This is a genomic window from Sphingomonas sp. (genome assembly GCF_039595165.1).
Lineage (GTDB): Bacteria > Pseudomonadota > Alphaproteobacteria > Sphingomonadales > Sphingomonadaceae > Sphingomonas.
In genome coordinates, this window is sequence record NZ_JBCNMA010000068.1 from 1 (window position 1) to 17,411 (window position 17,411).

The 17,411-nt window shown below is 69.4% G+C and carries 12 protein-coding genes; 5 read left to right on the forward strand and 7 right to left on the reverse strand.

Going from position 1 to position 17,411, the window contains the following annotated elements:
- The 4 genes from ABDV68_RS12100 to ABDV68_RS12115 form a co-directional block, all read right to left on the reverse strand.
- Nucleotides 1–877, reverse strand: an 877-nt coding sequence (locus ABDV68_RS12100; protein WP_343520238.1) for a dipeptide epimerase, incomplete at its 3' end; no start/stop codon positions are given.
- Nucleotides 862–1,872, reverse strand: coding sequence for an N-acetyltransferase DgcN (dgcN, locus tag ABDV68_RS12105; protein WP_343520240.1), 1,011 nt, complete (start codon nucleotides 1,870–1,872; stop codon nucleotides 862–864). The genes ABDV68_RS12100 and dgcN, both read right to left, overlap by 16 nt.
- A gap of 170 nt (nucleotides 1,873–2,042) precedes the next feature.
- Complete coding sequence (locus ABDV68_RS12110) at nucleotides 2,043–4,712, reverse strand: TonB-dependent receptor (RefSeq protein WP_343520241.1); 2,670 nt, start codon at nucleotides 4,710–4,712, stop codon at nucleotides 2,043–2,045.
- Between the two features lie 214 nt (nucleotides 4,713–4,926).
- Nucleotides 4,927–7,479: a family 20 glycosylhydrolase gene (locus ABDV68_RS12115; protein ID WP_343520242.1), complete on the reverse strand. Its 2,553-nt coding sequence runs from the start codon at nucleotides 7,477–7,479 to the stop codon at nucleotides 4,927–4,929.
- Between the two features lie 273 nt (nucleotides 7,480–7,752).
- On the opposite strand from ABDV68_RS12115, the gene ABDV68_RS12120 reads away from it, so the two are divergent.
- The 5 genes from ABDV68_RS12120 to nagE all read left to right on the forward strand — a co-directional run bounded on the left by ABDV68_RS12120 (nucleotide 7,753) and on the right by nagE (nucleotide 15,367).
- The gene (locus ABDV68_RS12120) at nucleotides 7,753–8,493 is read left to right on the forward strand and encodes a GntR family transcriptional regulator (RefSeq protein WP_343520243.1); all 741 of its coding nucleotides are present in this window, start codon (nucleotides 7,753–7,755) and stop codon (nucleotides 8,491–8,493) included.
- 472 nt (nucleotides 8,494–8,965) lie between these two features.
- Nucleotides 8,966–10,030 carry an SIS domain-containing protein gene (locus tag ABDV68_RS12125; protein ID WP_343520244.1) on the forward strand — a complete coding sequence of 355 codons (1,065 nt, stop codon included), beginning with the start codon at nucleotides 8,966–8,968 and terminating at the stop codon, nucleotides 10,028–10,030.
- On the forward strand, nucleotides 10,027–11,193 hold the full coding sequence (gene nagA / locus ABDV68_RS12130) for an N-acetylglucosamine-6-phosphate deacetylase (protein ID WP_343520245.1): 1,167 nt from the start codon (nucleotides 10,027–10,029) through the stop codon (nucleotides 11,191–11,193). The genes ABDV68_RS12125 and nagA overlap by 4 nt, the downstream gene beginning before the upstream one ends.
- Nucleotides 11,194–11,204: 11 nt before the next feature.
- The gene (gene ptsP / locus ABDV68_RS12135; RefSeq protein ID WP_343520246.1) at nucleotides 11,205–13,694 is read left to right on the forward strand and encodes a phosphoenolpyruvate--protein phosphotransferase; all 2,490 of its coding nucleotides are present in this window, start codon (nucleotides 11,205–11,207) and stop codon (nucleotides 13,692–13,694) included.
- Nucleotides 13,691–15,367, forward strand: a complete 1,677-nt coding sequence (gene nagE, locus ABDV68_RS12140; protein WP_343520247.1) for an N-acetylglucosamine-specific PTS transporter subunit IIBC — start codon at nucleotides 13,691–13,693, stop codon at nucleotides 15,365–15,367. The genes ptsP and nagE overlap by 4 nt, the downstream gene beginning before the upstream one ends.
- A 2-nt stretch (nucleotides 15,368–15,369) precedes the next feature.
- On the opposite strand, the gene ABDV68_RS12145 is transcribed toward nagE, so the two are convergent.
- From ABDV68_RS12145 to ABDV68_RS12155, 3 genes are all read right to left on the reverse strand, one after another.
- A complete protein-coding gene (locus tag ABDV68_RS12145) occupies nucleotides 15,370–16,080 on the reverse strand; it encodes a response regulator transcription factor (RefSeq protein ID WP_343520248.1) in 711 nt (236 codons plus the stop codon).
- A 10-nt stretch (nucleotides 16,081–16,090) separates the two neighbouring features.
- Complete coding sequence (gene kdpC / locus ABDV68_RS12150; protein ID WP_343520250.1) at nucleotides 16,091–16,675, reverse strand: potassium-transporting ATPase subunit KdpC; 585 nt, start codon at nucleotides 16,673–16,675, stop codon at nucleotides 16,091–16,093.
- Between the two features lie 10 nt (nucleotides 16,676–16,685).
- Nucleotides 16,686–17,411: HAD-IC family P-type ATPase (locus ABDV68_RS12155; RefSeq protein WP_343520251.1), on the reverse strand; the 726-nt coding region annotated here is incomplete at its 5' end.

The following is a 17,411-nucleotide window of genomic DNA, read 5'->3' on the forward strand; positions in this document are numbered from 1 at the left end:
CGTCGAGATCGGCGCAATCGGCCTGGACCGCGACACGGAACGCCGCGGCGATGGCGAGGGAGGTGGAGATCATGCAGCCGACCATCAAGCCGAGGCCTCGCGCCCGGGCCCCTGCGAGCAGGTCGAGCGCCTCGGTCAAGCCGCCCGTCTTGTCGAGCTTGATGTTGACCATCTGGTAGCGCGCCACGAGCCGGTCGAGATCCGCGGCGACGTGGCAGGATTCGTCGGCGCAGATCGGGACCAGGCCCTTGAAGCCTTCGAGCGCCCCATCCTCGGCCGCAGGCAAAGGCTGTTCGAGGAACTCGACACCGAGCTCGGCGAGTACGGGCTGCAGCGCCTCGACCTGGACCATGGTCCAGGACTCGTTGGCGTCGACCACCAGTCGCGAGCCCGGCACTTCGGGTCGGATCGCGCGCAGGCACGCCTCGGGCTCGCGGCCGTCCACCTTGACCTTGACGATCGCCGCGCCGTTGAGCTTGCGCGCGGCCGCAGCCATCGCCTCGGGCGTGTCGATGCCCAGCGTCAGCGCGGTATGCACCGGCCGCACTGCCGGTAGCTGCGCCGTGCCCAGTCCGGCTTCCAGGTCCCACAGCGCGCAATCGACCGCGTTGCGCGCCGAGCCCGGCGGCATCAGCTCGCGCAGTTCCTCGCGCCCGATCCCTTCGGCCAGCGCGCCTTCGATTGCACGCAGTTGCTCGGCCACACCCTCGGCGCTCTCGCCATAGCGTCCGGTCACCGATCCCTCACCGCGGCCGACCGCGTCGCCCTGGCGGAGTGTCACGACCGCCAGCTCGATGCGGGTCCGCGAGCCGCGCGCGATACGGAACGGGGTGTGGAGCGCCCGGCGCTCGATTCCGGTGGCTACAGCGCGAAGCATTGGCCGAGCCGGTCGACGATCCGCGCGACCCCATGGCGGACGGGATCGGCGCAGGGCAGCCCCAGCGCGTCCTCGGCGGCCCGGCACGCCGCGGCCGACGCGGCATCGTCGAGCCCCGCCGTATTGAGCGCCACGCCGACCGCGACGACGCCGGGATTGGTCAGCCGCGCCGCCTCCAGGTTTCGCTCGAGACACAGTTTGAGCTCAGGCACCGGATGCGCCTTCATGTGGCGCATGATCGTCCGGCCAGCCTCGTGGCACAACACCAGCGCATCGGGCTGCGCGCCGTGCAGCAGCCCAAGCGAGACCCCGGCATAGGAGGGATGGAACAGCGAGCCCTGCCCCTCGATCAGGTCCCAGCCGCCATCCTCGCGCGAAGGCGAGAGCTGCTCGACCGAGCCCGAGATGAAGTCCGCGACCACCGCGTCCACCGGCATGCCCGAACCCGCGATCAGGATGCCGGTCTGTCCGGTCCCGCGGAAATCAGCGGCGAGGCCGCGCGCGCGCATCTCGCGCTCGAGCGCCAGCGTCGTGTACATCTTGCCGACGGAGCAATCCGTGCCGACGGTAAGCAGTCGCTTGCCCGCGCGCGGCGCGCCGGTACCGACCTTGAGCTCCTTCGGTGGCTCGCGCACGTCCCACAACGTCCGGCCGAGCGCGGCGGCGCGCGCGGCGATCTCGGGCTGGTCGGTGAGGCGCTGATGCAGCCCGCTGGCGATGTCGAGCCCTGCCTCCATCGCGGCGATGACGTCGGCGATCGTCGCGGGCGCCATCACCCCGCCGGCATTGGCGACACCCAGCACCATCGTCCGCGCGCCCGCCGCCACCGCTTCGGCAAAGCCCATGTCGGGCACGCCGAGATTGATCGGCGAGCCCGGCGAGCGCACCTGGCCGACTGCCCATTCGGGCCGCCACACCGCGATCCCGCGCGCCGTCTTGGCCGAGATCGGATCGGTCGCCTGCGCGATGTACAGCAGATAGGGCGGCTGGCTCATATACTTGTCTTCCCCCGAGGATGCGCACCTTGAAGGGGCAATCAGGGCGCCGCGCCAATAGAAAAATCGGTGCCGGCCCATAGCCCTGGGCTATGCGCGCCGCACCCCGCGCATGGCAAAGCGGCGGCCGGGCATCGCCCCGCCGCCGCAAGCTCCTCCACCGCGATGCGTCAGAAGTTGACGTTCACCGAAGCCAGCACGCGCCGCCCGGCCCGATACACGCCGCGCGGCAGGCGCGGGGTATTGGCATAGGCGTAATATTCGCTGTCGGTGAGATTCATGCCCGAAAGCGTGATCCCGATATTCTCGGTGACGTTGTAGGTCGCCGAAACGTCGACATTGGCACTGTCGCGCACATACATGTTGTCGCCGCGATCGACGCCGGTGAAGTATTTCGAGCGCCAGGTATAGGTCCCGCGGATCGCCACCGGACCGCTCTCGAAGAACGGGCTGAAGCTCACCTGGTGCCGCGAGTTGTAGGGCAGGTCGGCGCCCGCCTGCCCCTCGGCGTCCGAATAGGTATAGTTGGCGAGCACGCCGAAGCCGTAGGGCAGGTTCTGCTGATAGGCGAGCGCGAAGCCTTTCACCTTGGCCGCCCCGGCATTGTAGGGGCGGCTGATCTGATAGGTCGTGACGAAGCCCTGCGACTGGTTGAAATATTGCTCGGGCGCGGTGCGCTGCAGGATGTAGTTGTCGATGTCCTTGTAGAACACCTCCGCGGCGAGGATCGCGCGCGGCGCGAAATACCATTCGAGCGACGCGTTGAGGTTGCCGGACTTGTAGGGCTTCAGGTTCGGGTTGCCGCCGCCGCCGACCAGGATGCCGTCCGACAGCCAGAAGAAGTTGGTGAGATCGGCATAGTTGGGCCGCGCGATCACTTGCGCCGCGGTGAAGCGGAACAGGAGATCCGGCTTGATCGTGGCGACGAGGTTCATGCTCGGCAGCACATCCTCATAGCTGGTCTTGGTCGTCTCCCACAGCCAGTGCGCCGGCGCGTTGCAAGCGGTGCCCGGCGCGCAGACATAGCCGGCGCTCGAGGTCGAGGTGCTGACGTAGCGGACGCCGAAATTGCCGCGCAGCCAGTCGGTCTCGAAATTCGCCTGGCCATAGACGGCGTGGATGTCCTCGGTCACTTCCCAGTTGCCGGCGGTGAATTCCGGCGCGGCGAAGATCGACGGCGTCGGCAGCGTGCGACCTTCGAGGAAGTCGACCATCGCGCCGCCGCTGATGATGAAGCGGCCGGCCATCTCGTCGTTGACGCCGTTGATGCCGCGCAGGTAGTTGTCGGCGACCGTCTCCGGCGAGAATTGCCCCGCGGCGACGGCGAGCCCGGTCAGCGCGATGCCGGCATATTGCTGCGCGGTCTGATGCCGGCGATATTTGTAGCCGATCTGGAAGCGCTTGAGCGCGCCGTCGAAATCGACGCCCAGATCGACCTGACCGTAACGCTCCTTGTCGCTGGTCGGCTTGGCGACGGTGTTGCCGCTCCAGCCCGGATCGGTGACGAACGCGGCGGGATTGCCCTGCACGTCGGTCGTATAGCTGATCGTGCCCGGGCTGCCCGGCGCGCCGCTCAGGTCGACCGTGTAGTCGGCCCAGTTGAGGAATTCGAGGAAGACCTGGCGCTTGGTGCCGCCGTCGGCGTCGGAGAAGCCGCCCTCGAGGTTGAGGTCCCAGCTCCCGCCGTCCCAGTTGAGCTTGCCGTGATAGGTGTTCGAATGCATCTCGGCTTCGCGATACTGCACGTCGAGCACGCTGAGCGCGTTGTCGAAGGTCGCGCGGGTGACGACGCCGTCCTCCACCGTGAGGTCGGTAAGCTGGCCAAGGCTGTTCCAGGTATTGCCTTGGAAGGCGTACATCGACTGGTTGAGGTTATCATAGGTGGCGTCGATCTTGAGCCAGTTGAACTCGAGCGTGAGTTCGTCGACCGGCTTCCATTGCGCGGTCGCCGAATAGGTGAGGCGCTCGCGGCCTTGCTCGAAATAGGAGGTGCCGAACGCGTTGGGGCTGACCGCGTTGAGGTTTGCGGTGAGCGTCGTCGCGCAGGCGCCGAGGCAGCCGCGGGTGCGCGAGTCGATCGGATTGTCGGGATTGCCTCCGGCCCATTGGTTGGCGCGCATCGTGCCGTAGGATTCGAGGCCGTCGCGGCGCAGCCGGTCCTTGGCGCGCTGGAACGAGGCGAGGACGCCGAAGGTGCCCGCCTCGTTGCGCCAGCTGACCAGCGCCGAGCCCTGCACGTCGCCCTTCTCCGAGCGATCGTTGTAGAGATAGCCGAGCGAGCCGGCGACGGTGAACGCCTTGAGTTCGAGCGGTTTGCGCGTGACGACGTTGACGGTGCCGCCGATCGAACCTTCGTCGATCCGCGCCTCGGGCGACTTGTAGACGTCGACGCGGTTGACCAGCTGCGGCGCGAGCAGCGCATAGTTGAAGGTGCGGCCCGGCGTGTCGAGGATGAACCAGTCGGCCGACGCGACGGTCTGGCCGTTGAGCAAGGTGCGGTTGAGCGCGGGATCGGTACCGAGGATCGAGACCTTCTCGCCCTGACCGAACGCGCGGTCGACCGTCACGCCCGGCACCAGGGTCAGCGCCTCGGCGACGTTGGTGTTGGGGAATTTGCCGACATCCTCGGCCGAGACCGAATCGACGATCGCGTCGGAATTGCGCTTGGTCTCGATCGCGGCGGCGAGCGCGGCGCGAAAGCCCGAGATGACGATCTCCTCGCCGTCCTGCGCCCCGGCCGTGTCCGCCGCAGGCGGGTTGCCGGCATCCTGCGCGTGCGCCGCGCCGGAGAACAGCGCCACGGCGCTGGCGGTGCCGACGAGAAAAGCTCGAATCCGCATGTCCATCCCCTTCCCTTGATCTTATCCGCAAGCACGCAGTTGAGTACCACATGCATACATTAATAAGACCATCTTCTTATTGGGCCACCCTGTCAAGGGGATTTATAGGTGTCGAATGCGCCGTATGATGGGGGTTAGAGCCGTATTGGTATCTAATTGGATCGTCTGACGATTGCCGCCGTCGCGGCATGCGCCTCCGCGGCGAACCTGGCGGTCAGTCGCGCGGGGCCGGCTCGACCCGGACGGTGCGGCTCGCGCGCCTGCCGTCGGCGGAGCGGGCGCGGAGCTCGACCGCCCCCGTCACCGCGACCGGACCCGCATAGCGCGTCCAGCCGCCGCCGGCGCGATATTCGATCGTCATGCCCGGAAGCGCGCTGTTGGCCTCGAGCCTGCCGCCGACGATCCGCGCGCCCGGCGGCGCGACACGATAGGCGATGCCCATATGGTCGAGCAGCGGCAACTGCGCCGCCGCGCGTGCGGCGAAGCCGCGCCATTCGCGATCGAGCTGGGCGCGGTCGACCCGCGAATCCTGCCAGCGATAGCTCGCGCCCGCCCGATAGGGCGGCGTCCAGGGTGCCGGCGTCCAGCCGCGCTCGGCCAGCGCGAGCAGGCGCGGAAACAGCATATAGTCGACCTGCCCGTCGGTGCGGATGGTCTCGCTCCACAATTGCGCCTGCACCCCCGCGATGCGCCGTCCGGGCTCCAGCACCGGCTTGTCCTCGATCGCCTCGGGCACGGCGAAGGTCGTGCGGATGGTCGCGGCGTTGGCGGGCAGATTGTCGGGCATGAAGCCGAATACCTGGTACGGGCTCACCCCGCGCGATGCCCAGTTGTAGCCGCCCTCCTCGGGATGCGGGGCATAGGGCATGTCGAAATAGCCGAGATCGGGGATCGAGAGCACCACCTCCCAGCCGCGGTTCAGCTGATCGTGCCCCTCGCGGATCGCGCCCTTGTGAAGCACGCCCCAGATATTGGTCTGCACATTCGCCGGCATCCGCGCCGGATCGGTGTGCCCCATCCCGTCGCTCCACCCGGCGGTGCGAATGCCCCTGGCCGCGAGGCCCGCCGCCACGCGCTCGATGAAGCGCGGCGTCAGCCGGGTCGCGTCGCCGCCATTCTCGGCGATCATCTTCGCGCAGGCGGGCGACTTGACCCAGGCGCCCGCGGTCTCGTCGGCGCCGAGATGGAAGGTGCGCAGCGGCACGCCGGCCTGCGCATGCATCGCCGTCAGCGCGTCCACCACCGTGTCGACGAAGCGGTAGGTGGCGGGAAGGCACACGTTGAGCGTGTTGTCGTCGTAATTCTGGATGCTGCGATATTGCGTCGTGTCGGCCGGGTCGACCAGGCGATAGGCCTCCGCCGCGGCGTTCTTCCCTTCGGCCGCCAGCCGCGCGTGGCGCGCCTCCATCGCCACGATCGCGGCGCGCGAATGGCCGGGCATGTCGATCGAAGGGATCACCTCGATCTGCCGCACCGCCGCGGCGCGGACGATCGCGACATAGTCGGCGGTCGAGAGATAGCCGTTGACTCCACTTGCGCCGTCGGGGCCGGCGCCGAGCTGCGGCAGCAGGCAGGTCCGCTCCGCCGGATCGTGGCACCGTTTCGAGCCGATCGCGGCGAGCTCGGGCAAGGCGGGAATCTCGATGCGCCAACCCTCGTCGTCGGCGAGATGCAGGTGAAGGCGGTTGAGCTTGTACGCCGCCATCGCCTCGATCAGCTTGAGGATCTGGTCGCGCCCGTGGAAGTTGCGGCCGAGATCGATGTGCAGCCCGCGAAAGCCGTAGCGCGGCGCATCCTCGACCCGGAGCGGCCGCATCCGACCATGCTCGAACGCCGCCTGCTGTGCGAGCGAGCGCAGCGCATGGCTCGCCCCGGCGGCATCGCGCGCGGTGATCGCGATCCCGGCCGCGCCGGCGTCGAGCCGATAGCCCTCGGCCGCGATCGGCACCGCCGGATCGACGCGGATCGACAGCGGTAGCTTGCCCGTTTCGGCGGCATCGAGCGCGGCCAGGGCAGGCGCGACCGCTTCGCGCGACACGCCCCGAAGGTCAACGGCCACGCCACGGGTCAGGTCCACCGCCGCACCCGGGCCCTGCACCGCCTTGACCGGCTTGGGCAGGATGACCACGCCGCTCGGGGCGGGCGCCTGTTGCTGGGCCTGCACGGCAAAGGCGCGCTCGGCGGTCAGCCATCGGGTCTTGTCGGCATCGCTCTTGGTCGCGAGCCGGGCCTCGTCGGTCATCGGCGCGACGAAACGCAGCGTCTCGAGCCCGGTTTCGGGATCGATCGCGGGGCGTGCCGCGGCGATCGTCCGCGGGGCGAGCCCTTTCGCGACCAGATAGGCGTTGGGCATCGCGAACGCCTTGGAGAAGTTCGCGCCGGTGCCCCACAGCCGGATGACATGCGTGCTCCCGGGCTTCAGCGCCGCACCGGGCTTCAGTGTCAGCCGCTGGAGGTCGCCGTTGATCAGGTCATGCGTGAAGATGTCGCTCTCGACGCGCGGCAGCCGATCGACGAAGCTGAAATAGAGCGTCAACCCCTCGGGCAGCGTCGACGGCGCCGAATCGGGAACGGTCAGCGTGATCGTCGCGAGGAAACAGGGCTCGAGCCCGGCGGGACATTGCGGTCGATTGTCGACCACCGCGAAACGATAGCCGAGCGTCGCGGCGAGTTGGTCCAGCGCGGCCTGCGGCGCCACCGCGCCCTGTGCGGACGCCGGCGCCGCCAGCACAAGTGCCGCCACCGCCGCCCAATCCCGTCCGCGCATCCCGTTCCTCGTCAATATTTGTATTTAATTTGTCATGTCGTCTGGATAGGGTCAACGCTCTTTCGAAACCGGCCCTTTTTCAGGCGTACAGCCGCGAATCCCAGCAGCGTAGCGCCATTTCCTAGCACATGATCGATTGATTGGTTTCATATTCATACTATGACCCGAAGCGAGGCTTGGCGCGCGGGCGATTGACGGTGGAGCACCAATGCAACACATGTGGCGACCTGATTGGTACTATCGCGCCGCGCTGCCAGATGTGGAGCAAATGTCTTGTCGCTGATCGAACGTGTTGGCCCGCTTCAGAAAGAGGACCCGACTCCACTCTATCTCCAGCTGCAGAAGATCCTGCGCGACGCGATCGAGGGCCAGGTGGTCAAGGCCGAGGAGGCGATCCCTACCGAGCGCGACCTGGCCGAGGAGTTCGGCGTGTCGCGCATCACCGTGCGCAAGGCTATCGACGGCCTGGTCGGCGACGGCATGGTCGCGCGCCGCCGCGGCGCCGGCACCTTCGTCTCGCGCCCGCGCGTCGAGAAGAGCTTCTCCAAGCTCACCTCGTTCTCGCAGGACATGATCTCGCGCGGCCGCCGGCCCTATAGCAAATGGGTCAGCCGCACCGCGGGGGCGGTGACGCCGGAGGAAGCCCTCTCGCTCGGCCTGTCGCCGGGGTCGCTGGTCTATCGCTTCCATCGCATCCGATATGCCGACGACACGTCGATGGCGCTCGAATATGCGACCATCCCGGCCTATTGCCTGCCCTCGGTCGAAGTGGTCGGGGATTCGCTCTACGCCGCGCTCGAGGCAGCGGGGCATCTGCCGGTCAGGGCGCTGCAGCGGCTGCGCGCGATCGGTTTCACTGCCGAGCAGGCCGAAGTGCTCGGGATCGAGCCCGGCGCGCCCGGGCTGTTCATCGAGCGCCGCGGCTTCCTGCCCGACGGCCGCACCGCCGAGTTCACCCAGAGCTACTATCGCGGCGACGCCTATGACGTGGTGGCCGAGCTCAACAGCGGCTGAAGTACAATACCCAGTTGCTGGTTGACTATCACCGCGCGCACCGCGCGGCTGTACTGCTCGCCTGATCCCGTCCAATCTCTACTGGGCCGCGGACTTCGCTTTCCGATCCTCGGGACATCTGGTCGAGCAGCTTCGTGCTGGTCACCACCGACATAGCCTGCTCGCCCTCGCGCCGCTCCATGCCGCGCTGGACCGCGAAGGCGCGAGGCCGGCGTCGCCGCGACCACGATGATCGCGTTCGGCGCGAACGTCATTGCCGCCTATACGCTGCATCAGGACCTGCTGCCCGCCCCGTTCCGCGCAACGCGCGCCACGCTCATTCGGTCCTCCTCTATATGCTGCTATGGGGTGCGATGGAGTGGCTGCGGCGCAAGCGCTGGTTCGTCAAAGTCTGACTCGACCGAGAATACCTCTTGATGGGACCAATAGAACCTATATAGTACCAGACAGGATCGGCGCGGCCGGCAAGAGGATGAACGGGAGGGCGATGCACATGGCGGCGGGCTCGGCAATGGCCGGCGGCACGACCCGGATGGAGCGCGAAGCGGCTGAGGCCGGCGCGGCGGCCGACCGGCTGCTCGCGGCGAACCGCAATGCCCTCGCCGCGATCGGCGCCCGGCTGCGCGCATCGCCGCCCTCCGCCGTGATCACCTGTGCGCGCGGCTCGTCGGACCATGCCGCGACCTATGCCAAATATCTGATCGAGACACGCACCGGCGTGCCCGTGGCTTCGGCCGCTTTGTCGGTCGCGTCGCTCTACGACGCGCCGGTCGCGCCGGGCAACCGGCTGTGCCTCGCCATCTCGCAATCGGGCAAGAGCCCCGACCTGCTCGCCACGGTCGCGCAGCACCGCGAGGCAGGCGCTTTCGTCGTCGCGATGGTCAATGCCGAGGACGCGCCGCTGCGCGACATCGCGGACGTGGCGATCGCGCTCAGCGCCGGGCCCGAGCGATCGGTGGCGGCGACCAAATCCTATATCTGCTCGCTCGCGGCAATCGCCGCGCTCACTGCCGCCTGGGCGGAGGACGCCCAATTGGCGGCCGCGGTCGACGCGCTTCCCGGCGGGCTCGAGGCGGCGTGGCAGCTCGACTGGTCGCCCGCGGTGCGCGCGCTCGCCGAGGTCGACAACCTGTTCGTGCTGGGGCGCGGCTATGGCTATGGCGTCGCGCAGGAAGCGGCGCTCAAGTTCAAGGAGACGTGTGCGCTTCACGCCGAGAGCTTCAGCGCGGCCGAGGTGCGGCACGGCCCGATGGCGATCGTGGGGCGCGACTTCCACATCCTCGCGCTCGGCGGTAGCGATCGAGCGGGCGCGAGCGTGCGCGAGACCGCGGCCGAGTTCCGCGCGCGCGGCGCCGGGGTGCTGCTCGCCGATCCCGCCGCTGGCGACGCCCACCTGCCCGCGCTCGCCGGCCATCCCGCGATCGAACCGATCCTGATGGTCCAGAGCTTCTACCGCATGGCCAATGCGCTGTCGCTCGCGCGCGGCTGCGACCCCGATCAGCCGCCCCATCTCAACAAGGTGACCGAAACCCTATGATCGTCCGGATCCGCAACGGGCGCATCGCAGCCGCCTCTGCCGTGCTCGACGGCGCCGACATTCGCGTCGAGCGCGGCCGCATCGCCGCGATCGACTCGGCCGGACGCGGAACGGCGGACATGACCCTGGACCTCGATGGCGGCTGGCTGCTTCCCGGCTTCATCGACACCCAGGTCAATGGCGGCGGCGGGGTGCTGCTCAACGACCAGGCCAATGTCGACGCGATCGCCGCGATCGGCGCTGCGCATGCGCGCTTCGGCACCACCGCCTTCCTGCCCACGCTGATCAGCGACACGCCGGCGCAGATCGCAGAGGCGCTCGACGCGGTCGACGCGGCGATCGACCGCGGCGTGCCGGGCGTGGTCGGCATCCATGTCGAGGGCCCGTTCATCAACGAGATCAAGCGCGGCATCCACGAGGCGCACCGCATCCGCCGGCTCGACGCCGACACGCTCGCGCTGCTCACCGCACCGCGCCGGGGCAGAGTGATGCTCACCCTCGCGCCCGAGATGTGCGACGAAGCCGATGTCCGTGCGCTGGTCCGTCACGGCGTGATCGTCAGCGCCGGGCATACCAACGCCAGCTATGACGAGACCAAGCGCGCGATCGCGGCGGGCCTGACCGGCATCACGCACCTCTTCAACGCGATGTCGCCGCTGCACCATCGCGGCCCCGGCGTGGTCGGCGCGGCGTTCGATTCGGACGTGTGGTGCGGCCTGATCGTCGACGACGTGCATCTCCACCCCGCGGTGGTGCGCGTCGCGGTGAAGGTGAAGGGGATCGAGCGGTTGATGCTGGTCACCGACGCCATGCCCAGCGTCGGCACCACCGACACCGACTTCATGCTCCAGGGCAAGCACATCATCGTGCGCGACGGCTTCTGCGTGTTCGAGGACGGCACGCTCGCCGGCGCGCATCTCGACATGGCCTCGGCGCTGCGCAACACCGTCGCGGTGACCGGCCTCTCGATTCCCGAGGTCGCCGTGATGGCGAGCACCACGCCCGCGCGCTTCTTGTCGCTCGGCGAGAGCCACGGGGCGATCGCGCCCGGCATGCGCGCCGACTGGGCCTGGCTCGGCGCCGATCTCCAGCCGCGCGGCACCTGGATCGGCGGCATGCCGGCGGCCGACCCCTTCCCCGCGCTGGCCCGCGCGGCGCGATAAGGCGACGCACGATGGCGCTGATCATCACCTCGCCGCTCCGGGGCTGGGCGACGCCGCTCGACCAGGTGCCTGATCCGGTCTTCGCGCAGCGGATGATGGGCGACGGCGTCGCGATCCAGCCGCTCGGCGACACGGTCTGCGCACCGTTCGACGGCGAGGTGGTGACGCTGCACGACTCCGCGCATGCCGTCTCCCTGCGCAGTCCCGAGGGGGCGGAGGTGCTGATCCATATCGGCCTCGATACCGTCGCGCTGAAGGGCCGCGGCTTCACGCCGCTGGTGAAGCCCGGCGACCGCGTCGCGCGCGGCGACCCGCTGATCCGCTTCGACCTCGACGCGGTTGCGCTTGCCGCGACCAGCCTCGTCACTCCGGTGATCGTCACCAATGCCGAAGCCTTCGCGATCACTCGCCGCACGCTCGATCGCGCGGTCGGTGCGTGCGAGGAGCTGATGGCGCTGACGCCGGCCAAGGCCGAAGCGCGCCGCTGGTCCGACGACGGGACGGTGATCGCGGACACGGTCACGCTGTCGCTTCCGCACGGCATCCACGCCCGCCCCGCCGCGCGGATCGGCGAGTGCGCGCGCGGCTTCGCGGCCGAGGTGCATCTCGTCAGCGGCGACAAGCGCGGCGACGCGCGCAGCACCGTCGCATTGCTCGCGCTCGGCACGCGCTTCGGCGACACGGTGACGGTCGAGGCGCGCGGCGACGATGCCGAGGCGGCGCTCGCCGCCATTATGGCATTGCTCGCAACCGATATGGGCGAACCCGCGCCTGCGCCTGCGCCCGCCGTGGTGGCGGCGACGCCGGCGCTCGAGCCCGGCCAGATTTCCGGGGTGATCGCCTCCCCCGGTCTCGCCATGGGTCCCGCGCGGCATCTCCGCCAAGCCGCGATCTCGGTCGAGCGCGAGGGCAAGGGCGCCGAGATCGAGCGCCCTGCGCTCGCCGCCGCACGCACCGCGGTCCGCGCGCGGATCGCCGCACGCATCGACACCGAGGGCGGCCAGGTCGCCGCGGTGATGCGCGCGCATCTGGCATTGCTCGACGATCCCCAGCTCGTCACGGCTGCGGACGCGCGCATCGATGCGGGTGCCAGCGCCGGGTTCGCCTGGCGCGGCGCGGTGCACGACCAGATCGACGCGCTGCGCCAGACGGGCAATGCGCATCTGATCGAGCGGATCGACGACCTGGTCGACATCGAGCGCCAGGTCCTGTCGGAGCTGACCGGCACGCCTGCCGATGCCGGCACGATTCCGGCCGGCGCGATTGTCGTCGCCGACGACCTCCTGCCCTCGCAACTCGTCACGCTCGCCACGCATCGGCCGGCCGGCATCGCACTCGCGCGCGGCGGCCCGACCTCGCACGTCGCGATCCTCTGCGCCGGCATGGGGCTGCCCGCGCTGGTCGCGATGGGAGACGCGATCGAGGGTGTCGCGGAGGGCGAGACGCTGCTGCTGGATGCCGAGGCGGGCCACGTCACCCCCGCCCCGTCCCCGGCGACTGCGCGAGCCTTCACCGCCCGCCTCGCCGCCCGCACGGCACGCCGCGAGGCCGCCCGCGCCGCCGCCGCCGACACCTGCCACACCGCCGACGGCACCCCCATCGAGCTGTTCGCCAATCTCGGCAGCGTCGAGGATGCGCGTACCGCTGCGGCACAGGGCGCGGAAGGATCGGGCCTGGTGCGCACCGAGTTCCTGTTCCTCGGCCGCGACGACGCGCCTTCGGAGGACGCGCAGCTCGCCGTCTATCAGGGCATCGCCGATGCGCTGCCCGGGCGGCCGGTGATCATCCGCCTGCTGGATGTCGGCGGCGACAAGCCCGCGGCCTATATTCCGATCGCGGCGGAGGAGAACCCGGCGCTCGGCCAGCGTGGCATCCGCGTCGGCCTTGCGCATCCGGAGCTGCTCGAGACGCAGATCCGCGCGATCCTGCGCGTGCAGCCGGCCGGCCAGTGCCGCATCATGCTGCCGATGGTCGCGAGCGTCGCAGAGGTTCGTGCGGTCCGCGAAATCGTCGGACGGCTCCGCGGCGAGCTCGGCATCGGCACCCCGGTCGAGCTCGGCGTAATGGTCGAGACCCCGGCGGCCGCAATCACCGCGGACCTGCTCGCCGCCGAGGCGGATTTCCTCTCGATCGGCACCAACGACCTCACTCAGTACGTCCTCGCGATGGACCGCGGCAATCCGGCGGTCGCCGCAGGCGTCGATGCGATGCACCCAGCCGTGCTGCGCATGATCGCCGAGACTTGCCGCCTCGCGAGCGCGAGGGGCCGCTGGGTCGGCGTGTGCGGCGGGCTTGCCTCCGATCCGGCGGCGGTGCCGATCCTGATCGGGCTCGGCGCGACCGAGTTGTCGACCGTTACCGGCTTCGTGCCCGAGGCGAAGGCGATCGTGCGCGGTCTCACCCTCGCGGACGCCCGCGCGCATGCGGAACGCGCGCTGCGATGCACCGCCGCCGCCGAGGTCCGCGCGCTCGCCCGCGCGTTCGAGGAGTCCCGCCGATGAGAAAGATCCTCGAGACGCTACAGCCGCTCGGCCGTGCGTTGATGCTGCCGATCGCGGTGCTGCCGATCGCGGGCCTGTTGCTGCGCATCGGCCAGCCCGACCTGCTCGACATCGCCTTCGTCTCGGCGGCGGGTGCGGCGATCTTCGAGAATCTCGGCATCCTGTTCGCGATCGGCGTCGCGGTCGGCCTCGCGCGCGACGGCAACGGCGCCGCGGCGCTGGCGGGCGTCACCTGCTATCTCGTCACCACTACCGGCGCACAGACCTTCCTCGTCGCCCCACCCGGGATCGGTGCGGGACTGCCCGAAGCAGCCGCAGCGCTCGCCGCGAAGACCTGGGCGCTGACTCAGGTCGACAAGCTCGAGGTGCCGATCGGCATCCTCTCCGGGCTGATCGGCGGTAAATTCTACAACCGCTTCGCGACGATCGCGCTGCCCGAATATCTCGCCTTTTTCGGCGGACGCCGCTTCGTGCCGATCGCCGCGGGGGTCGCCGGGCTGCTGCTCGCCGCGCTGGTCGGCGGCGCCTATGCACATATCAGCGCCGGGCTCGACACGGCGAGCCGCGCGGTGGTTGGCTCGGGCGAGCTTGGGCTGTTCGCCTATGGCGTGCTCAACCGGCTGCTGATCGTCACCGGGCTGCACCACATCATCAACAACGTCGCCTGGTTCGTGATCGGCGACTATGGCGGCGCGACCGGCGATCTGCGCCGCTTCTTCGCGGGCGATCCGACTGCGGGCGCATTCATGTCGGGCTTCTTCCCGGTGATGATGTTCGGCCTGCCCGCCGCCTGCCTCGCCATGTATCACGAGGCGCGGCCCGAGCGGCGCAAGGCGGTTGGCGGCATGCTCTTCAGCCTCGCTTTCACCAGCTTCCTCACCGGCGTCACCGAGCCGATTGAGTTCAGCTTCATGTTCCTGGCGCCGGTACTCTACGCGATCCACGCGCTGCTCACCGGCCTCGCCATGGCGCTGATGAACCTGCTCGGGGTCAAGCTCGGCTTCGGCTTCTCGGCGGGGCTGTTCGACTATGTGCTGAACTTCAGCCTCTCGACCCGGCCGTGGCTGCTGCTGCCGATCGGGGCGGTTTATGCGCTGCTCTATTACGGACTGTTCCGGCTGTTCATCCGCAAGCTCGACCTCGCCACGCCCGGGCGCGAAAAGGGTGAGGCGGCCGAGGTAACGTCAGCCATCGGCAATGAACGGGGCGCCGCCTTCGTCAAGGCGCTGGGCGGAACCGGCAACCTCACTAGCGTCGATGCCTGCACCACGCGCCTGCGCCTGATCGTCGCCGACAATCAGGCGATCGACGACGCCGCGCTCACCGCGCTCGGCGCACGCGGGATCATCCGCCCCTCGGCCAATGCCGCGCAGGTGGTGCTCGGCCCGCTGGCGGATCTCGTCGCCGAGGAGATCCGCACCGCGCTCGGCGGCCGCGAAGCGAACGCGATCCAGGCCCCGCCGCCAGGGACACCGGCGGATCGCCCGGCATTGCCCGAAGCGGTGCTCCGCGCGCTCGGCGGCGAAGCCAATATCCGTTCGCTGCGGCAGCTGCATGGCCGCCTGCGGGTGGAGGTGACCGATGGCGATGAGGTGGATCAGCCCGCCCTCGCCGCCGCCACGCACGGCGTCGCGCAACCGCAGCCTGGCACCTACCATATCCTGAACGGCTGAGCCTAAGCGCTTCCCGGCTGAGAGGACTGAACTGTGAGGCGGTAGCCCACCCCGGGCTCGTTGCGCAGCAGCCGCGGCCGCGCCGCGTCGCGCTCGAGCTTCTGGCGCAGGTTGCGCACGACGATGCGCAGATACTCGACCCGGTCGAGATGCGCGGGACCCCACACGGTCTTGAGCAGCTGGGCATGGGTGATGACCCGGTCGGGACGCTTCGCCAGCTCGGCCAGCACCTCATATTCCTTGGGCGAGAGATGCACCTCGACGCCGCCGCGCAGCACGCGGCGATGCTCGAGGTCGATCTCGACATCGTCCGCGCGCACCGACTGCAGCTCCGCGCCATTCGCGTTGCGGTGGCGCAGCGCGGTGCGGATGCGGGCGAGCAGCTCCTCGGTATCGAACGGTTTGACCATATAGTCGTCGGCGCCGAGGTCGAGCGCGGTCACCTTCTCCGCAGTGTTCTCGCGTGCCGAGACGACCAGGATCGGCGCGGGGCTGCGCGCGCGGATGAGCTGGATCAGCTCCAGCCCGTCGCGATCGGGCAGCCCGAGATCGAGTAGCACCGCGCCGGGCCGGTCGATGTCCACCGCCGACAGCCCTTCGCGTGCGGTCGCGGCCTGGATCACCTGATAGCCCGCGCGCTCGAGCGTCACCGCCAGCAGCCGGCGGATCGCCGGATCGTCCTCGATCACGAGCAGCTTGTCGGCGTTCGGCATCGACACGAGCTTACGGCCGCATGGCCATCCGGTCGAGCGCGAGATTGAGCGCCAGCACGTTCACGCACGGCTCGCCCAGCACGCCGAACAGCGGCGTCTCGACCTGCCGCCGCACCTGATTCTCGATCACCGCCACTGGCACGCCGCGCGCCGCAGCGACGCGCGCCGCCTGCGACAAGGCCGCCTCGGGGCTCACATGGGGGTCGAGCCCCGAGGCGGAGGCCGTCACCAGATCGGCGGGGACCGATTGTCCTGGTGCAGGAACCTGAGCGGCAACGTCGGCCTTCACACGGTCAACCAGCGCCTGGCTCGCCGGGCCGAGGTTCGATCCGGCCGAAGCCAAGGCGTCATAGCCATCGGCGCCGGCGGCCGAGCGGCGTCCGTGGAAATAGCGCGCGCCGGTGAACTTCTGGCCGAGCAGCTCGGAGCCGATGACGCGGCCGTCACGCTCGATCAGGCTGCCATTGGCCTGATGCGGGAAGGCGAACTGGCCGATGCCGGTGAGCAGCGCCGGATAGGCGAGGCCGGTGAGCGCCGCGAACAGCAGCGTCATCACGATTGCGGGGCGAAGCGCGGATTTGAGATCGTCGAGCATATGAATGTCCTCACGCCAGACCCAGGCCGGAGACGGCGAGGTCGATGAGCTTGATGCCGATGAACGGGGCGACGAGGCCGCCCAGCCCGTAGATTGCGAGGTTGCGCGCGAGCAGCGGCCCTGCCGCCATCGGGCGATAGGCCACGCCCTTGAGCGCCAGCGGCACCAGACACGGGATGATCAGCGCGTTGAAGATGATCGCCGAGAGGATCGCGCTCTCGGGCGAGCCGAGCCCCATCACGTTGAGCACGCCGAGCCCCGGATAGAGCGCGACGAACATCGCCGGGATGATCGCGAAATACTTGGCGACGTCGTTGGCGACCGAGAAGGTGGTGAGCGCGCCGCGCGTCATCAGCAGCTGCTTGCCGAGCCCGACCACCTCGATCAGCTTGGTCGGATCGCTGTCGAGATCGACCATGTTGCCGGCCTCGCGCGCCGCCTGCGTGCCGGTGTTCATCGCCACGCCGACATCGGCCTGGGCGAGCGCGGGGGCGTCGTTGGTGCCGTCGCCGCACATCGCGACGAGGCGCCCGCCCTGCTGCTCCTTGCGGATCAGCGCGAGCTTGTCCTCGGGCGTCGCCTCGGCGAGGAAATCGTCGACGCCCGCCTCGGCGGCGATCGCGGCGGCGGTGAGGGGGTTGTCGCCGGTGATCATCACCGTGCGGATGCCCATGCGGCGCAGCTCGGCGAAACGCTCGCGGATGCCGGCCTTGATCACGTCCTTGAGCGCGACCGC

What these genes read in the sequence shown, in the direction of transcription:
- dgcN (WP_343520240.1), bottom strand. Translation starts at nt 1,872, where the DNA reads ATGAGCCAGCCGCCCTATCTGCTGTACATCGCGCAGGCGACCGATCCG.
- ABDV68_RS12145 (WP_343520248.1), bottom strand. Translation starts at nt 16,080, where the DNA reads ATGCCGAACGCCGACAAGCTGCTCGTGATCGAGGACGATCCGGCGATC.
- kdpC (WP_343520250.1), bottom strand. Translation starts at nt 16,675, where the DNA reads ATGCTCGACGATCTCAAATCCGCGCTTCGCCCCGCAATCGTGATGACG.
- ABDV68_RS12115 (WP_343520242.1), bottom strand. Translation starts at nt 7,479, where the DNA reads ATGCGCGGACGGGATTGGGCGGCGGTGGCGGCACTTGTGCTGGCGGCG.
- nagE (WP_343520247.1), top strand. Translation starts at nt 13,691, where the DNA reads ATGAGAAAGATCCTCGAGACGCTACAGCCGCTCGGCCGTGCGTTGATG.
- ptsP (WP_343520246.1), top strand. Translation starts at nt 11,205, where the DNA reads ATGGCGCTGATCATCACCTCGCCGCTCCGGGGCTGGGCGACGCCGCTC.
- ABDV68_RS12110 (WP_343520241.1), bottom strand. Translation starts at nt 4,712, where the DNA reads ATGCGGATTCGAGCTTTTCTCGTCGGCACCGCCAGCGCCGTGGCGCTG.
- nagA (WP_343520245.1), top strand. Translation starts at nt 10,027, where the DNA reads ATGATCGTCCGGATCCGCAACGGGCGCATCGCAGCCGCCTCTGCCGTG.
- ABDV68_RS12125 (WP_343520244.1), top strand. Translation starts at nt 8,966, where the DNA reads ATGAACGGGAGGGCGATGCACATGGCGGCGGGCTCGGCAATGGCCGGC.